General features: G+C 72.7%; 18 protein-coding genes and 1 pseudogene. 3 read left to right on the plus strand and 16 right to left on the minus strand.

Features of this window, described 5'->3' with window-relative positions:
- Window positions 1-10 precede the first annotated feature (10 nt).
- Window positions 11-610, minus strand: a pseudogene (locus ABZ192_RS00365) (XRE family transcriptional regulator); the annotation flags it as partial.
- Between the two features lie 199 nt (window positions 611-809).
- Complete coding sequence (locus ABZ192_RS00370) at window positions 810-2150, minus strand: hypothetical protein (RefSeq protein ID WP_356922306.1); 1341 nt, start codon at window positions 2148-2150, stop codon at window positions 810-812.
- A gap of 113 nt (window positions 2151-2263) precedes the next feature.
- Between ABZ192_RS00370 and ABZ192_RS00375 the strand changes: the two genes are divergently transcribed.
- Entirely contained in the window at window positions 2264-3508 is a 1245-nt protein-coding gene (locus ABZ192_RS00375) for a molybdopterin-dependent oxidoreductase (RefSeq protein WP_356922307.1), read from the plus strand.
- A gap of 346 nt (window positions 3509-3854) precedes the next feature.
- On the opposite strand, the gene ABZ192_RS00380 is transcribed toward ABZ192_RS00375, so the two are convergent.
- Genes ABZ192_RS00380 through ABZ192_RS00390 form a run of 3 tightly spaced genes read right to left on the minus strand, consistent with a single transcriptional unit; the run spans window position 3855 to window position 6096 of the window.
- The gene (locus tag ABZ192_RS00380) at window positions 3855-4619 is read right to left on the minus strand and encodes a class I SAM-dependent methyltransferase (protein ID WP_356922308.1); all 765 of its coding nucleotides are present in this window, start codon (window positions 4617-4619) and stop codon (window positions 3855-3857) included.
- Window positions 4616-5350: a TIGR04282 family arsenosugar biosynthesis glycosyltransferase gene (locus ABZ192_RS00385; protein ID WP_356922606.1), complete on the minus strand. Its 735-nt coding sequence runs from the start codon at window positions 5348-5350 to the stop codon at window positions 4616-4618. The genes ABZ192_RS00380 and ABZ192_RS00385 overlap by 4 nt, the downstream gene beginning before the upstream one ends.
- 41 nt (window positions 5351-5391) lie before the next feature.
- Window positions 5392-6096, minus strand: a complete 705-nt coding sequence (locus ABZ192_RS00390) for a glycosyltransferase family 2 protein (protein WP_356922309.1) — start codon at window positions 6094-6096, stop codon at window positions 5392-5394.
- 122 nt (window positions 6097-6218) lie between these two features.
- Between ABZ192_RS00390 and ABZ192_RS00395 the strand changes: the two genes are divergently transcribed.
- Complete coding sequence (locus tag ABZ192_RS00395) at window positions 6219-6959, plus strand: response regulator transcription factor (protein WP_356922310.1); 741 nt, start codon at window positions 6219-6221, stop codon at window positions 6957-6959.
- Window positions 6956-8068: a HAMP domain-containing sensor histidine kinase gene (locus ABZ192_RS00400; protein ID WP_356922311.1), complete on the plus strand. Its 1113-nt coding sequence runs from the start codon at window positions 6956-6958 to the stop codon at window positions 8066-8068. Before ABZ192_RS00395 ends, ABZ192_RS00400 begins: the two co-directional genes overlap by 4 nt.
- Before the next feature lie 53 nt (window positions 8069-8121).
- On the opposite strand, the gene ABZ192_RS00405 is transcribed toward ABZ192_RS00400, so the two are convergent.
- The 11 genes from ABZ192_RS00405 to ABZ192_RS00455 form a co-directional block, all read right to left on the minus strand.
- Window positions 8122-9123, minus strand: a complete 1002-nt coding sequence (locus tag ABZ192_RS00405; protein WP_356922312.1) for an NAD-dependent epimerase/dehydratase family protein — start codon at window positions 9121-9123, stop codon at window positions 8122-8124.
- Window positions 9124-9219: 96 nt separating this feature from the next.
- On the minus strand, window positions 9220-9846 hold the full coding sequence (locus tag ABZ192_RS00410) for a glyoxalase (RefSeq protein WP_356922313.1): 627 nt from the start codon (window positions 9844-9846) through the stop codon (window positions 9220-9222).
- Between the two features lie 83 nt (window positions 9847-9929).
- On the minus strand, window positions 9930-10100 hold the full coding sequence (locus tag ABZ192_RS00415; RefSeq protein ID WP_356922314.1) for a hypothetical protein: 171 nt from the start codon (window positions 10098-10100) through the stop codon (window positions 9930-9932).
- A gap of 37 nt (window positions 10101-10137) precedes the next feature.
- Window positions 10138-10494, minus strand: a complete 357-nt coding sequence (locus ABZ192_RS00420; protein WP_356922315.1) for a PRC-barrel domain-containing protein — start codon at window positions 10492-10494, stop codon at window positions 10138-10140.
- Window positions 10495-10842: 348 nt separating this feature from the next.
- Window positions 10843-11196, minus strand: coding sequence for a MerR family transcriptional regulator (locus ABZ192_RS00425; protein ID WP_356922316.1), 354 nt, complete (start codon window positions 11194-11196; stop codon window positions 10843-10845).
- Window positions 11197-11651: 455 nt separating this feature from the next.
- Window positions 11652-11963 (minus strand): SCO5918 family protein, encoded by a 312-nt coding sequence (locus ABZ192_RS00430; RefSeq protein ID WP_356922317.1) that lies wholly within the window; start codon window positions 11961-11963, stop codon window positions 11652-11654.
- A gap of 46 nt (window positions 11964-12009) precedes the next feature.
- On the minus strand, window positions 12010-12312 hold the full coding sequence (locus ABZ192_RS00435) for a CBS domain-containing protein (RefSeq protein ID WP_356922318.1): 303 nt from the start codon (window positions 12310-12312) through the stop codon (window positions 12010-12012).
- Window positions 12313-12410: 98 nt separating this feature from the next.
- Window positions 12411-13898 (minus strand): DEAD/DEAH box helicase, encoded by a 1488-nt coding sequence (locus ABZ192_RS00440; protein WP_356922319.1) that lies wholly within the window; start codon window positions 13896-13898, stop codon window positions 12411-12413.
- 198 nt (window positions 13899-14096) lie between these two features.
- Complete coding sequence (locus ABZ192_RS00445) at window positions 14097-14300, minus strand: cold-shock protein (RefSeq protein WP_004986771.1); 204 nt, start codon at window positions 14298-14300, stop codon at window positions 14097-14099.
- A 429-nt stretch (window positions 14301-14729) separates the two neighbouring features.
- Complete coding sequence (locus ABZ192_RS00450; RefSeq protein ID WP_356922320.1) at window positions 14730-16274, minus strand: fused MFS/spermidine synthase; 1545 nt, start codon at window positions 16272-16274, stop codon at window positions 14730-14732.
- 191 nt (window positions 16275-16465) lie between these two features.
- A complete protein-coding gene (locus tag ABZ192_RS00455) occupies window positions 16466-16933 on the minus strand; it encodes a DUF5990 family protein (RefSeq protein WP_356922321.1) in 468 nt (155 codons plus the stop codon).
- Window positions 16934-16955: the final 22 nt, after the last annotated feature.

Here is a 16955-nt window from a genome sequence, read left to right on the forward strand (position 1 = left end):
GTGACCATGTTCACGTTCTGGAGTGGAACCGATACGCTGAGCTGCTCATCTTGCTCGGAATGTCCTGTTCCCGCAGTGCAGCTACCAGTTGGTGTCCTTCCCTGGCCCCGCGACGGAGGAGAACGGCTGCCGTGGTGTGGAGTTCGTTCCAGGAGTGGGGGCGGCCGATGGCTGTTTGCCAATGGCGTAACTGCAGTGCGGCCATGCCGCGTTGGAGGGTGAACCGGATTTCGCCGTAGAAGTACATCCACGGTGGTTCGTCCTCGGGGTGTTCGGCGGCCTGGTTGATGAGAGTCTGTGCTTCGTCCAGGAGACGTTGGGCGTTGTCGGCGTCGCCGCCGAGGGCGTGGCCCCGGGCGGCCATCTGGGCGGCCATGCCCTGGACGCCGAGGGAGGTGCCGGGCGCGGACCAGCGGGCGGCTTCGGCAAGTCGTACGCATCGGGCCCCGCGTCCGCCGGACCAGGCCATGTGGGCCTTCATGCTGAGGGTCGTGGCGGCCATGTTGGGGTCGCCGGCTTCCAGGGCCCATTCGTGGCTGCGGTCGTACCAGGCCAGTGCGGCCGCAGACTGGCCCTGGTCCTGAGCCATCCAAGCGAGGAACTGGGCGTTCCGTCCGTGCCCTGTGCGACCACTACGAGAACGACGACCACCAGTGCCCGAACGCCCCCGAGCGAGCCGCTTACCTGCACATGCTCCTGCACTTCCCCGGGTGCCGGGACTGCCGGAACGTGGACGACAACGGCGAGACCATCGACAGGTGCCCGACCGGCGACCGGCTCTACGAGGAGTACCGACGGGCACGGCAGAGTCACCACCCCGTCAACAGCAAATGATTGAGCAGCAACGCCAGCACCACCTGCCCGGTGAGCCACGCACGCGGGTGGGGAAGCATCGCGCAGGACGGGAGGAGCCATACCGCGAAGGGGAGCCAGATGCGTTCCGTTTCCGCCTTGCTCATGCCGGACAAGTCGGCGATCAGCAGGGCGAGCAGGGCCGCGGCGATGAGGAGTGCGAGGCGGGTCTCGGCCGCCCGGTCGGGCGTGGCGGCGCGGCGGTGGATAGGCACCGCACCGGTCCGCCGCAGACCCGCCGCCGTAGCCGGCCCCGTGATGAGCACCGTGCAGGCCAGGTTGGCCCAGACCCAGTAGCCGTAGGGGCGGATGCCGCCCGCGCCCTGGTGGTAGCGCGTCACCAGCAGGCGGTACGCCTCCCACCAGTCGAAGCCGGCGAGCGTGAACGCCGCTGGGACCACGGCCAGTCCGGCCAGGAGTGGCACCAGCAGGGCGGGGCGCTCCCGGATCCCGTGCCGGCCGAGTACCAGTACCGCCGCCGCGATCAGCGCGACGAGTGTGAGGCCGTAGGAGAGGTAGCAGGTCAGGCCGAACAGCAACCCCGACGCCCCGGCCCACGACAGCGAGCGCCTCGTGACCGCCAGGGCGAGCAGCGCCACCGCCCACGCCGCCACCGCCGCGAAGTACGCGTCGGCCGAGGTGCCCATCCACACCGCCGCCGGGGCCAGGACGAGGAAGGGGGCCGCCCGGCGTGCGAGGGTCTCGTCGGCCAGGGCACGGATCGTGACCAGTACGGCGACGCAGGCCGTCGCCCCGACGGTGATGCACCACATGCCCGCCCAGCCGCCGCCCCGCAGCCCGACCCGGTCGAGCAGGACGAAGGTGAGGGTGGCCGCGGGCGGGTGGCCGGCGATGTGGGCGGGCCAGTTGTCGGGGGAGTCCAGGAGGATGTGCTGGGTGAAGTCGCGCAGGGCTGCCGGGATGTCGTGGAAGCGGTCGATGACCTGGAGGTACTCGTAGCGGGTGGTGAGCCGGCGCGCGATGCCCCGGTCCCAGCCGTCGATCAGGGCAAGGGAGAAGATCCACGCCGTGGCCGCGCCCCAGGTCGCAGGGAGCAGAGTCCGCCAGGGGAGCCGGGCCGCGAGGGCGGGGCCGTACGCCACGGTGGCGATCGCCAGGAGGACGGCCACCGGGGTGCCGGGGCCCAGGTGGGGGCCCCAGGACGCCAGCAGCGGGGGCCAGTCGACGAACAGCGTGCGGCTGGTGTCCTGGATGTGGCGGCCGACCAGGACGGCGGCCGTCACCAGCAGGGCAGCGGCCACGACGGCGTACAGGTCACGGCGGAGGGAGCGGGTCACAGCGGAACGCTAGGCCGACGGGGCGGGCACGGACCGCCGTCCGGGCCGGACGTCAGCGTTTCGTCATGGGTTGCGCACCCTTTCACGGGGTGGTCCCGGCCTACCGTCAGAACATGCCCGACCTCGACGCCCCACGGTGGTCCCCCTCCTCGCCCGGCTTCTGGCGCAGCCCCCTGCGCGGCCCCTGGCTCACCTCCGTGCTGGGCCTCGTCCTGCTGGCCGGCATCACTGTGCTGTTCGTGACGGGCCTGGTCTCGTACGCCGCCTACAACCCGGGCCTGTCGCCGGTGAACGACAAGACACCGGACAAGGGGATCCTCGGCTTCTACCTCTTCGCCTGGCCGACGAACCCGCACTGGCTGTACCGGCTCAACCAGGGCGTCCACGTCACCCTCGGCTTCACCCTGATCCCCGTCCTGCTCGCCAAGCTGTGGTCCGTGATTCCCAGGCTGTTCGCGCTGCCTCCGGCCCGCTCGCTCGCGCACGCCCTGGAGCGGATCTCGCTGCTGCTCCTGGTGGGCGGCGCGCTGTTCGAGTTCGTGACCGGTGTGCTCAACGTCCAGCTCGACTACGTCTTCCCCGGCTCCTTCTACCCTCTGCACTTCTACGGAGCGTGGGTGTTCTTCGCCGCCTTCGTCGCCCATGTGCTGCTGAAGATGCCCACGGCGCTGCGCAACCTGCGGCACCTGCGGGAAGAGAAGAACGACCTCGTGACTCCCCGTCCCACCGCGCCGACCGTGTCCCGTCGCGGTGCCCTGTGGTTCGTCGGGGGCGGCTCGCTGCTGCTGTTCGCTACTACGGTCGGGCAGAACTTCGACGGTCCGCTGCGGCGCACCGCCCTCCTCGCACCGCACGGCGGCGGCGAACCCGGCAGCGGCCCGAACGGCTTCCAGATCAACAAGACCGCCGCCTACGCCGGGATCGACACGGCCGAGACGGGCGAGGACGCCTGGCGGCTCGTCGTGACGGGGCCCGCGGGCACGGTCCGTCTCAGCCGCGCCCAGCTCGCCGGGCTCCCCCTGCACAGCTCGGCGTTGCCCATCGCCTGTGTGGAGGGCTGGTCGACGTCGGACCAGTGGTGGCGCGGGGTGCGGCTGCGCGATCTCGCGGCGCTCGTCGGCTACGACGCCGACGATCCGCCCGACGTGTTCGTCGAGTCCCTCCAGCGGCGCGGTGCCTTCCGCAGGGCCGCCCTGCGCGCCAACCAGGTCGCCGACCCGCGTTCCCTGCTCGCCCTGTACGTCAACGGCGAGGAGCTGTCCCCCGATCACGGCTACCCGGCACGGATCATCGTGCCTGCGGCACCCGGAGTGCTGAACACCAAGTGGGTGGCCCGGATGACGTTCGGAGACCTGTGATGCGCCGCCCACGACTGACGCTCCCCCCGAGTCTGGCGCGCCGCCCGCCGCTCCCCGTAGGAAGCCCCTTCCAGCTCCTCCTGCTCGCCTGCTCGTTCGCGCTCGCCGCCTACGCGGGCGTACGGCTGCTCGCCGGTGACTGGTTCGGCGTGGCCCTGTGGTTCGTGGGCGCGGCGCTGCTGCACGACCTCGTGCTGCTGCCGTTGTACGCGGCCCTGGACCGGGCGGTCGTCCGAGGGCTCGGCGCGCGCCGGGAGTGGGTGCCGTACGTGCGCGTACCGGCGGCCCTCTCCGGGCTGCTGCTCCTCGTGTGGTTCCCGCTGGTCAGCGGCATGGTGGAGCGGCGCTACCGGTCCGCCACGGGGCTGCCGGCGGACGTGTTCCTCGCCCGCTGGCTGCTGATCACCGCCGTCCTCTTCGGCGGCTCGGCGCTGCTGCTGGCGGTGCGGCTGCTGCGGGTGCGCAGGGCGGCGAAGCGGCGGCCGTCGGCCGTCCACTGACCGGCCCGCGTCCAGCCTCGGGCGTACCGGAGCAGGGCGGGCGTGCCGAGCCGTGCCCAGGGGAAGGGGTCGCCGGCGCCGCGTGCGTCCGTGCGGCCGACGACCCGCACCTGGGCGCGTTCGTCGATGTCCACCGGCGCGGTCTCGGCGATCAACAGGCCGCCGGGGCGCAGGAGCCGGGCCACCCGGTCCAGCAGGGCGCGCGGGTCGCCGCCGATGCCGATGTTGCCGTCCATGAGCAGGACGGTGTCCCAGCGGCCCTCACCGGGCAGCGGTTCGAACACCGAGCGCCGCAGCGCCTGGCCTCCCGTCCGTACGGTGTGGTCGACGGCGGCGGCGCTGACGTCGATGCCGAGGACGGCCCGGCCCCGGGCGGCGAGTTCCACCACGAGCCGCCCGGGGCCGCATCCCACGTCCAGCACGGCCCCCTCGCACCGGTCCAGTACGCCCCGGTCCACCGCGTCGGCCCGGGCGCACCAGCGCTCCACCTCCAGCGGCAGCAGCCAGCCGTCGGCCAGCCGCAGGAACAGCGGCCCGTGACCGGCACGCAGGGCGTCGGCGTAGGGGTCGGCGCCCGCCCAGGCGACGGCGGTGGCGGGCGGGGCGCTCATCGGGGCCCGGCCGGGCGGGAGACCGGCGCCGCAGACCGGGAAGGCCGCCCCGCGATCCCGTTCGGACGGGAGGCCGGCGCCGCAGACCGGGAAGGCCGCCCCGCGAACCCGTCCGGACGGGAGGCCGGCGCCGCACACCGGGCCAGCCGCTCCGCGAACCGCCCGGCCGGGGCCAGCGCGGCGACGGCGTGGGCGTCGGCCGCCGTGTCGACGTCGCGCAGGCGGGGCAGGTCGCGGACGTGCAGGCCCGCCGCGACGAGCCGGTCCCGTTGGACGGCCCCCGTCGTGGCCGTCGACATGGGAACGCCCCGCAGCAGGGCGGGGTCGGGACGGGCCAGGCCGAGGGCCCAGAAGCCGCCGTCCTCGGCCGGGCCGAACCAGGCGTCGCAGCCGGCGAAGTCCACGGTGAGTAGCTCCGGCGTCACCTGCGGGGTGTCCATGCCGATGAGCAGGGCCGGGCCGGCGCAGTGCGCGAAGGCGTGCGCCAGCCGCTCGTCGAGACCGCCCGCGCACTGCGGTACGACGTCGAAGCCGGGCGGCAGCCAGGGGCCCGGCTCCCCGTCGAGGACGAGGACCCTGCGGCCGGCCGGGGCCGCCGCGACCGCGTCCAGGGTGTCGGCGAGGGACGCCTCGGCGAGGGACGCGGCCTGACGGGGCGTGAACGGCGGAGTGAGCCGGGTCTTGACCCGGCCGGGGCGCGGCTCCTTGGCGATGACGAGCAGGGTGGTCATGAGTGGGGTGGTCATGAGTGGGGTGGTCACGAGCGGGGTGGTCACCGGGCGCTCCCTTCCACGGCCGGAGTCCCGCCGGGTGCCTCGCCCAGCACCCGGCTCATGTCCCGCACGGCCTGCCAGGTGCCGCGCCATGTGCCTGTCACCTTCGAGGCCCCGGTGCGCGGCAGATACGGCACGTCGTGCTCGGTGATCCGCCAGCCGGCGTCGGCCGCGCGCACCACCATCTGGAGCGGATAGCCGCTGCGCCGGTCGGTGAGGCCGAGGGCGAGCAGCGGCTCGCGGCGGGCGGCGCGCAGGGGACCGAGGTCGTGCAGCCGCAGCCCGGTGCGGCGGCGCAGCATCCGCGCGAGGGCGAGGTTCCCGGCCCGGGCGTGTGCGGGCCATGCGCCCCGGCCTTGCGGACGCCGCCGCCCGAGGACCAGGTCGGCCCCGCCGCCTCGCACCTCGCGCACGAAGGGGACGAGGAGCGACGGGTCGAGGGAGGCGTCGCAGTCGCAGAAGCACACCACGTCGGCGGTGGCGGCCGTCAGCCCCGCGTGGCAGGCCGCGCCGAAGCCCCGGCGCGGCTCGTGCACGACGGTCGCGCCGAGTGCGCGGGCGACCCGGTCCGAGCCGTCGGTGGAGCCGTTGTCGACGACGAGTGCGCGCCAGCCCGGCGGGATCCGTTCGAGCACCCAGGGCAGGGCCTCGGCCTCGTTCAGGCAGGGCAGCACCACGTCGACGTCGGAAGATGTCGTCGTCACGGTCTCACCCTACGAACGCGAAAGGGACATTCAGGACTTCGGCTTCTTACGAAACGCGGACGTCGGCGGCGAGGACGCGTCCGGGCAGGCCATCACCGGCCGCCCGGTGCGACGCTGGAGCCATGCAGCAGCCCCATCAGCAGGAGCAGACCCCCGGCGGGTCCCCGCGGGTCCTGGTCGTCGACGACGACCCGACCGTCGCCGAGGTCGTCGCCGGGTATCTGGACCGCGCCGGCTACGTCGTCGACCGCGCCGACGACGGCCCGGCCGCCCTCACCCGCGCCGCCGCGCACTGGCCGGACCTGGTCGTCCTCGACCTGATGCTGCCCGGGATGGACGGCCTGGAGGTGTGCCGGCGGATGCGCGGACAGGGGCCGGTCCCGGTCATCATGCTCACCGCCCGCGGCGACGAGGACGACCGCATCCTGGGCCTGGAGGTCGGCGCCGACGACTACGTCACCAAGCCCTTCAGCCCCCGCGAACTGGTGCTGCGCGTGGAGTCGGTGCTGCGCCGCAGCCGGCCCGCCGTCCCCGGGCACCGGCTGGGAGCGGCCGGGCTCACCGTCGACCCGGAAGCCCGCCGGGCCACCAAGAACGGCACTGAACTCGCCCTCACCCTCCGCGAGTTCGACCTGCTCTCCTTCTTCCTGCGGCACCCGGGGCGGGCCTTCGCCCGCGAGGATCTGATGCGCGAGGTGTGGGGGTGGGACTTCGGTGACCTGTCGACCGTCACGGTCCACGTCCGCCGCCTGCGCGGCAAGGTCGAGGACGACCCGGCCCGGCCGCGCCTGATCCAGACCGTGTGGGGCGTGGGCTACCGCTTCGACCCCACGGGAACCCCCGCAGAGGAGGCCGGATCGTGAACGACACGCTGCTCATCGCCGTGTACGCCTTCGCCGGTGCCGCGGCCACCGGCCTGGCCGGAGCCGGTGCGCTGCGCCTGATCCGGCGCCGCTCGCTGACCGCCTCGCTCGCCGTGGTCGCCGCGGTCGGGATCGTCGCGATGCTCGCGGGCACGCTCGCCGTCGCCTGGGCGATGTTCCTGTCGCCGCACGACCTGTCCGTCGTCACGACCGTCGTCGCCATGGCGGCCGTCGTCTCCCTGGCCACGGCGCTGCTGCTGGGCCGCTGGGTGGTCGCCCGCAGCCGCGAACTCGCCGTGGCCGCACGCTCCTTCGGCGACGGCGGGGACTTCGCCGCCCCCGCCGGCCCGACGACCGCCGAACTCGACCACCTGAGCCGCGAACTGGCCGCGACCAGCGCCAGACTGGCCGAGTCCCGGGAGCGGGAACGCGCGCTGGAGGCCTCCCGGCGTGAGCTCGTCGCCTGGATCTCGCACGATCTGCGCACCCCGCTGGCCGGACTGCGCGCCATGTCGGAGGCGCTGGAGGACGGCGTCGCCGCCGACCCCGGCCGCTATCTGAAGCAGATCCGCACCGAGGTCGAGCGCCTCAACGACATGGTCGGCGACCTCTTCGAACTCTCCCGCATCCACGCGGGCGCGCTCGCCCTGGCCCCCAGCCGGATCTCCCTGTACGACCTGGTGGGCGACGCGCTGGCGGGAGCCGACCCGCTCGCCCGGGAGCACGGGGTGCGGCTGGTGGGCGGCCGTATCGAGCCGGTGCCGGTGGAGGTGGACGGCAAGGAGATGAGCCGGGTGCTGGGGAACCTGCTGGTCAACGCCATCCGCCGGACCCCGGCCGACGGCACGGTCGCCGTCACCGCGGAACGCTCCACCGAGGGCGTGGTGCTGTCCGTGACGGACGGCTGCGGCGGCATCCCCGACGACGACCTGCCCCGCGTCTTCGACACCGGCTGGCGCGGCACGCACGCCCGGACGCCCCCGGCCGGAGCGGGTCTCGGCCTGGCCATCGTCCGGGGGATCGTGGAGGCGCACCAGGGCCGGGCCACCGTACGGAACATCCCGGGCGGTTGCCGTTTCGAGGTGGTGCTGCCCGCCGCCGCTTCGTAACACGGGCAGCACCACCGGTCTTTGCGAGCCGGACCCCGATCGAGGCCGGGCTCCTACGCGTCCCGCATCCCGGCCCGCGCGAACTCCGCCATGCCCTCCTCGAAGGCGACCTGCGGCTTCCAGCCCAGCGCGTCCCGCAGCCGTGCGGAATCGGCGGTGATGTGCCGTACGTCCCCGAGCCGGTACGCGCCGGTGACGACGGGTTCGGGCCCGCCGTACGCGGCGGCCAGCGCCCGGGCCATCTCGCCGACGGTGTGCGGCTCGCCGCTGCCGGTGTTGTACGCCGTGAGCACGCCCGGGGCGGCCTCCGCCTCCAGGGCCACCGCATCGGCCTGCGCCACGTCCCGGACGTGCACGAAGTCCCTGCGCTGCCGCCCGTCCTCGAACACGCGGGGTGCCTCGCCCCGGGCGAGCGCCGAGCGGAAGAAGGAGGCGACACCGGCGTACGGGGTGTCGCGGGGCATGCCGGGCCCGTACACGTTGTGGTAGCGCAGCGACACCGCCGACCCGCCCGTGCAGCGGGCCCAGGCCGCGGCCAGGTGCTCCTGGGCCAGCTTGGTCGTCGCGTACACGTTCCTCGGGTCGGCCGGGGCGTCCTCGCCGACCAGGCCGGGGACGAGGTCCGCCCCGCACACCGGGCACGGCGGCTCGAACCGGCCGGCGTCGAGGTCGGTGACGGCACGCGGCCCGGGCCGGACGACCCCGTGCCGGGGGCACGCGTACCGGCCCTCCCCGTAGACCACCATCGACCCGGCCAGCACGAGATGCCGTACCCCGGCCTCCGCCATGGCGGCGAGCAGTACGGCGGTCCCGAGGTCGTTGTGGGAGACGTAGTCCGCCGCGTCGGCGACCCCGTCGCCGAGCCCGACCTTCGCGGCCTGGTGACACACGGCGTCCACACCGGCCAGGGCACGGCCGACGGCGGCGGAGTCCCGCACGTCGTCGGCGGCGTCCTCCCGCACGTCGAACACGACCGTCTCGTGCCCGCGCTCCCGGAGGGCGGCGACCACATGGGACCCGATGAACCCGGCACCGCCGGTGACCAGTACGCGCATACGGCCACGCTAGGCCCGCGACCCCGCCGCACCAGGGGAGCGCGCCCGCACGTCACGACTCCGTAAGGTCGACCACGGGCGCGGTCACGGCCACGGTCACAGCGACGCGGTCTCCGAAGCGGTCGCCCACGCGAACCCGTCCGGGTCGGTGAAGGGCCCGGCGTCGCTGTTGACGGTGAGCCGGTGCGATCCGGTGCCGTCGGGAGAGACGCCGACGAGCTTGGCCAGGCCCCGGCGCTTGTACAGCGCCAGCTTGACGGCGCCCGACCCGGTGTCGAACTCGACGTACTTGCTGCCGAAGCTCTTCGCCACGGGGAGGCCGTGCTCGACGTAGAACCGCTTGCTCCCGGCCATGTCCGTGACCCCCAGCAGGAGCACGATCTCGTCGATCCGCCGGGTGGCCGGGCCGGTGTCCTTCTTCGACGACGACGCGATCTGCCAGATCGTGCCGTCCGGTGCCTGCACGACGCCCCCGTAACCCCACAGCGACTTGGCGGCAGGCTTCAGCGTCGCGGCACCGGCGTCCACGGCGGCCTCGACGAGGGCGTCGACGTCGGCCGGCTGCGAGACCACGAGCGAAAGGGTGAACCCGCGAAAGCCGGCCGTCGGAGCCTCGGAGTCCCGCACGCGCACCTGTCTGTCCAGTCCGAACGCGCTGCTGTAGAAACGGCGGGCTGCGTCGGCGTCGTCCACTTCGAGGGTGATGGATTCGATGGAAGTCATGCCACCGACGCTAGGCCCGGCACGCGACCCGCGCTTCTCGATTCCTGACCGGACCGGGAACCCGTCAGTAAGACCTCTCCGCGTCAGCGCACGGGCCGTCGCCCCGCGCGCCGGGACACGCGGACCGCGAAGAAGATCACGTCGACGGCGAACACCACGATGCCGATGGCCAGGAGATAGTCCAGGCCGTCCGCTGCCACGCCGATGATTCCCAGGGCGACGGCCGCGAGGACGATCAGAAGGAAGAGTGCCATCACCGCGACCACCTCTCCTGTGCCACGTGCCCGCCGGTCACCCGCGGGCGAGCCGGCGTTCGCCTCCCGCCCCAGCCCGGTACGTCATGCCGTAGTGCTGGAAGATCTCCGCCTCCCGCTCGGCCGCCAGGACGTCGTCCGTCCCGATCGAGGGGGCCTTGCGCACCTGTCCCCTGGCGTAGGGCACCTTGACGTAGCCCGGTCCGAGAACGGCGTCGTCAAGGGGGACGAAGACCAGGCGCCGACGGCTGGGCAGCCCGGTCCGGACGGTGGCCACGGCCGGTTCGTCGGTGGCGGTGTCCACGTAGACCGCTTCGAGTACACCGATCTTGTGCTGCTTCGGGTCGACCACCTCGTGGTCGCGCCATTCACGGATGTCGGCTGACCGGATCATGCCGCACCCCCTGTCTGGTTCGCCCAATTCACCCTACTCCCGCACGGGCCGGAGTACGGCGGGGAGGACGAGGAGTTTCCGTATTCCGGAATTCTGACGGGTTGTTCCCGCTTGAACGCGGCGCTGAAAGCGAAGGCGTTGGCGCGACCTGAGCTACGTCCCCCTCCCACCGGAGGCGTACGTACGACCACGTCCGTTCAGGCGGCCTGGCCTCGCTCGGCGACGGTGTCCGGAAAGTATTGGGCCGGCACTCCCCGGGACTTCTCGGAGTACGCCGGCACTACCGCCCGGCAAGGTCTCTGGGACACGTGGCCTTCCCCGGCCGGGACTCCTCACCCGCCCGGGCGATCAGCCGGATTCGGCCACGGAGCCTTCGGGCGTGTCGTGCCCGGCGCGGCGGCGGTACTCGGCGTTGATGCGCTGAGCTTCCTCGAGCTGGTCCTCGAGGATGACGATGCGGCAGGCGGCCTCGATCGGGGTGCCCCGGTCGACGAGTTCGCGGGCGCGCGCGGCGATGCGCAGCTGGTAGCGGGAGTACCGGCGGTGTCCGCCCTCCGAGCGCAGCGGAGTGATCAGCCGGGCCTCACCGATGGCCCGGAGGAAGGCCGGGGTGGTGCCGAGCATCTCGGCGGCCCGCCCCATCGTGTACGCGGGGTAGTCGTCGTCGTCCAGACGATCGCTGAGCGGGGTATCTGCTGTCATGTCACCTCGTAGTGCAACGCACGCGTCGAGGGGCCCTGGTGCCGTACGGCACCAGGGCCCCGAAGGAAATTGAACACCATCTGTCGGCCCTAATGCTGCGCCGACCTTCTGTTTCCGCTACCGGCCCTGCAGGAGGGGGGGTGCGGGGATCGCGGCTGCGTGACCGGGGACCACCTTCCAATCCGGGGTCTTGCGGTACCCGGCCGAGCGCTGCTCGGGCCGGGCGATCCTGATGGCGTCTGCTCCTCCGTCCTTCTTCGATCAGTGATCCGTGTCAACGAGAAAAAGGCTAACTGCGACGCAGCCCAATGTCTACTCTGACAAGAGTAGATTTTCGTTCGCTGGAGGCGCACATTGCCGATGGTCCGCAAGGGGCGGGACGACGACGAGGGCCCTGCCGACGCGCGTCGGCAGGGCCCTCATCGGGATCGGGGTGGGCGGTGGTCCGCCCGTCGTCATGCGTCCAGGGGTGCGGCGCCGAGCAGTGCCGACGCGGTCTGGAGCGGGGTGGCGACGCGTACGGGCGCGGCCTCGGGGTGGGCGTGGCAGGTGAAGCCGAGGCGGGTCATGGCCCGGACGACCTCGGCGGCGGTGAAGTCGCGGGGGTCCTGCCGGGTGAGGACCTGCCCCACCTGCTTGGCGGGGTAGCGGCGGCGACCGATGGTCACGGACTCACCCGTGACGAGCTCGGGCGTGATGCCCTTCAAGGAGGCCAGCACCCCGTTCTTGGTCAGGTCGAACGGGTACCGGGCGATGACACAGCGCATGATGCCCCTCAGGGAGAAGGAGGACGGGCTGACCGGGTGAGGCGGATCAGCTGGAGAGGGCGAGGACGCCCGGGGTCCGGTGGTGCTCCCGGAGGGCGGCGATCCGGGGGACGGGCGAGGCGAACGGTCCGCCGAGGACGTCCCGCAGCCGGGTCCGGTCCGTGTATGCGGCGCTGCCGCGGTGCACGGCGAGTTCGGCCCGGGTCACCGAGCCCGTGCACTGGTCGTCCGCGTCGCACAGCAGGAGGTGGTCGACCCGGGCGCCGGCCATGACGGACAGGGCGACCTCGACGGTCATGTCGTCCCGGACCCTGGGGCCGGATCCGTCGATGCCGTCTCTCACGGTCACGGAGCAGGGGTCCGCCTGCCGGTGCTGCGTCTGAACCGGTGTCAAAGCTGCCTCCTCGGAGAATGGTGAGCTACGGGCCCGACTGCCGGTCGACGTCACTAGGCCGCCGGGTTGTAGGCGGGCCGCTGTGCGGTGCGCCGCCCCGCCTGCCCGGTGGGGCGCCCCCGGGAGGGGCGGCGGCCCCGGGAGGAGGGGGCTCCGGAGGACGTGCCACGGCGGGGATGGGCCGGGGCCGGCGCGGTCATGACGACCGGGACACCGGACGGGGTCTGGGCGCCCGTGATCCGGCTCAGCTCCGCTTCACCCGAACGCACCGGCGTGACCTGGGGGGTGATGGCGGCCGAGGCCATCAGCCGGGTCATGCCGCGGCGCTGGCCGGGTGTCACAAGGGTGACGACACTGCCGGACTCGCCGGCGCGGGCGGTCCGGCCGCCGCGGTGCAGGTAGTCCTTGTGGTCGGTGGGCGGATCCACGTTGACGACCAGGTCGAGGTTGTCGACGTGGATGCCGCGGGCCGCGACGTTGGTCGCCACCAGCACCGTCACATGGCCGGTCTTGAACTGGGCGAGGGTCCGCGTGCGCTGGGGCTGGGACTTGCCGCCGTGCAGAGCCGCGGCGCGCACACCGTTGTTCAGCAGGTGCTCGGTCAGCCGGTCCACGGCACGCTTGGTGTCCAGGAACATGATCACCCGGCCGTCCCGCGCCGCGATCTCGGTCGTCGTGCGGTGCTTGTCCGCCTCGTGCACGTGCAGCACGTGGTGCTCCATCGTGGTGACCGCACCCGCCGACGGGTCGACGGAGTGGACCACGGGATCCGACAGGTAGGTGCGGACCAGGCGGTCGACGTTGCGGTCCAGGGTGGCGGAGAAGAGCATCCGCTGGCCCCCGGGCTGCACCTGGTCGAGCAGGGCCGTGACCTGCGGCATGAAGCCCATGTCGGCCATCTGGTCGGCCTCGTCGAGGACGGTGATGGTGACGTCGTCCAGCCGGCAGTCGCCGCGGTCGATGAGGTCCTTGAGCCGCCCCGGCGTCGCGACGACGACCTCCGCACCGGACCGCAGCGCACCGGCCTGCCTGCCGATCGACATGCCGCCGACCACGGTGGCCAGCTTCAGCCGCACGGAGCGGGCGTACGGGGTGAGCGCGTCGGTCACCTGCTGGGCGAGCTCGCGGGTGGGGACGAGGACCAGGGCGAGCGGCTGCCGGGGGGCCGCGCGCCGGCCGGCGGTACGGGCCAGCAGCGCCAGGCCGAAGGCGAGGGTCTTGCCCGACCCGGTGCGGCCGCGGCCGAGGACGTCACGTCCGGCGAGCGAGTTCGGCAGGGTCGCGCCCTGGATCGGGAACGGCACGGTCACGCCCTCGTGGCCGAGCGCGGCCAGCAGCGGCGCCGGCAGGGCGAGGTCGGCGAACGCCTCGACGGCGGGCAGCGCCGGAGTGGTCGTCACCGGCAGCGCGAACTCCCCCTGGGGAGCGGCCGGCCGGCGGTCGTAGCCCTTGGAGCGCCGCGGCGCCCCCGAGCCCTTGGTGGCAGCGCCCCGGGAGCGGTCGTAGGTGCGGGGCGTGCGGGTGGTGCGTGCGCGGTTCAAGCGGAACCTTCCTCGATGTGAGCTGGTAGGCACGTATCAAGGAATTTCCGCAGCAAAACGAACGGCGCAGAGAATCGCGAGAACGAGCCTGAGAGGGTGGGCGCGGCGTTCTTGTCACGCGCCCGGAAAAGCAGCGAGCTGGGGCCCGCACCCCAAGGTGCGGGCCCCAGCTGCGAAATATGCGTTGCTGCCGCGATGTCAGGCGGGAACGATGTTCTCGGCCGTCGGGCCCTTCTGGCCCTGGGCGATGTCGAAGGACACCTTCTGGCCTTCCAGCAGCTCACGGAAGCCCTGGGCAGCGATGTTCGAGTAGTGGGCGAAGACGTCGGCGCCGCCGCCGTCCTGCTCGATGAAGCCGAAGCCCTTTTCCGCGTTGAACCACTTCACGGTGCCAGTAGCCATGTTAATTCTCCTTCGGAGACGATGTTCGGAATTCGCCCTGTGCGGATTCCGCGTCGCCGTGCTGATTACCCCGTAGGAAAATGAACCTTCTGGCAACCACACCTGCAACTGAGATCGACAGTAGCATGGCGCGACCGGCCCTGTACGGAGCACGATTTCCGGCCCGTCCGGCGATCGAGGAATACTCGCCGGGGGCCGCGCCAATTTCTCATCTCGCAAAAACAGATATTGGCTCAGCGGGGCTGCACTGTTCCTGCCACCGCCTCGGCCCGCAACGCCATGACCTCCCCCGATGCCCCATGGGCCGCGGCCGTCACCCTCAGCGCGGGGGACGCCGTCAGACGTGCCGGGACGCCCTGATCGCGAGGAAGGTCACATCGGCATACGGGTGACAAGCCGGAGGGGCGGCCCGGGGCGCCGATGTGACCGTCACCCGCTGCTCCCCGGACTGTACGGCTGGAGGAGCTGGTCCACGGGTGCGTGGTCGTCGGTGAGCAGTCGGGCGTCGCCGATCCAGGAGGCGAGGTCGTCGCCGGTGGTGATCTTCCAGCTGGTCTGCCGCGCGTCCAGCGCTCGCTGGGTCGCGCGCGGGTCGAACGGCCGGTCCGAGGCGATCACCACCAGATTGCCGCCGTGGGAAGTGGCGGTCGGGTCGAGACCGATGTCGGTGGGTTCGCCGACGAGGGCGACGTGCTCGAAGGTCTCCCTGAGAGTGGCCAATTCGGCACGGGCGAAGGCCAGACCACCGTGATCGATGAGGTTGGCGACGTACAGGCCGTCCTCCTTGAGCACTCGCCGTACGTCGGTCATCGCTTCGACCGTGGTGAGGTGCCACGGCACGCTGACGCCCCCGAAGGCGTCGCCGACGACGAGGTCACGACTGCCGGCGTCCAGCCGCCGCAGGCCGAGCCTGCCGTCCTCGACGCGTACGTCGATACCGGCGTCCGGCCTCAGGCCGAGCCGGTCACGGTCGATGCGCACGACCCCGCTGTCGATCTCGGACACCAGGCTGCGCGTCCCGGGCCGGGTGGCCGCGAGGTAACGGGGAAAGGTGAGCCCGCCCCCGCCCACGTGGTGGGCGGCGAGTGGCTCGCCTTCGGGGAAGGCGGCATCGACCACCGCCGCGATGGCGCGCACGTACTCGAACTTGAGGAAGGTCGGGTCGTCGAGGTCGACATAGGAGTGCCGCAGGCCGTCCAGGACGAGTGTGCGGCCGCTGTCCCGGTCGGGGTCCGCGACCACCCGTGCGCAGTGGTACCTGGTCTCCGTGTCGCAGGCACCGGGCGCCACCGTGGTGGCGAGGCCGCCGGCCACGACCACGAGTGTCAGGGCAGGGGTGCCGCTCCACCCCCGTGCGCGCCACTCGACCACCGCCGAGCCGGCCACCAGCAGAATGCCGAGGCCGATCAGTATGCCGCTGACCGGCAACCGCGAGACGAGGACGAAGCCGGTGAGGACGGTGCCGACGATGGCGCCGACGGTGCCGACGCCGGACAGCCGGCCGACCACCGTTCCGGTCTCGGCGAGGCTGGTGAGACGCAGCTTGGTCACGAGCGGCGTCACCGCCGAGAGCAGCGCGCCCGGCACGAGGATGGTGAGCGACGCGATCAGGAGGAGCACCGCCGGCGCCCACTCCGCACTGGTGCGCAGCACGGCGGGGGTGAGCGCGACGACCGCTCCCGACACTCCGAGCGAGGGGCCCAGGAGCCGGCGTGGATCGACCTGGTCCGCGATGCGCCCACCCAGCCAGGAGCCGAAGGCGATCGCGGTGAGGGCGATGCCGATCACCATCGTGCTGGTTTCGAGGGTGAGGCCGAGGTAGGGAGCCAGCAGCCGCAGAGAGACGATCTCGACCACCAGGACCGCGGCCGACGACCCGAACACCAGCGTGGCGGCGGCACGGGAACCCAGGCCGTGGTGGTGAGGCGTGCCCTCGGCGACGGACGAGGAAGACGATCCGGTCACGGGCGACATCCTTCCATGGGCGCGGTCGAGGGCCGAGGTGCACGACCGCGGCGAAGGCGAGCGCACGGGCGGGCGATGCGGCGAGCGTGTCTTCGACTCGCGGACCGAGAGACAGGCCGGTGCTCCGTCGACGAGGGGACGCGGTCCGAGAAGCGGCCGCCCCGGCAACTCGCCGCGCCGGGAGGCTCTGCCGGGGCGCCCTACTCGGCGCGGGCGGCGGTCCAGGTGATCTGCGGAGGCTCGACGCGTCCGCACCGGGGCCCGCCCTGCGGGTCGGTCAGGCCGAGGTGTCCGACCAGCAGGCCGTCGCGTGCTGCGGCGGCGAGTACGTCGGCGGGGACGGCGTCGAGCATGAGCTTGGCGCGGCGGAACATCGTGAAGGTGCCCGAGTCGTCGACCGTGCCCCACGACAGGTAGACGAACCGCCGGCCCAGCCGGTCCTGCACGTAGGGGCCCTTGATCTCGGTGCCGGTCGGCGAGGGGCTCGTGGTGCACTCCAGGGTCCAGGTCGCGGACGGTGCGTCGCCGGGCTGCGGTGCGAGGAGTTCGGCCGGACGGTCGCGGCGTTGCACGGCGACGTGGAGGTTGCCGTAGGCGGGGACCCTGCCGTCGGCGGAGGCAGGGCCGGTGAGGCCGGGCAGGTCGACGGCGTCGATGCGGATGCGCATAACCGCCATCATCTCCCCGTTT

It is taken from the genome of Streptomyces sp. NPDC006235 (genome assembly GCF_040613735.1).
Taxonomy (GTDB): Bacteria; Actinomycetota; Actinomycetes; order Streptomycetales; family Streptomycetaceae; genus Streptomyces.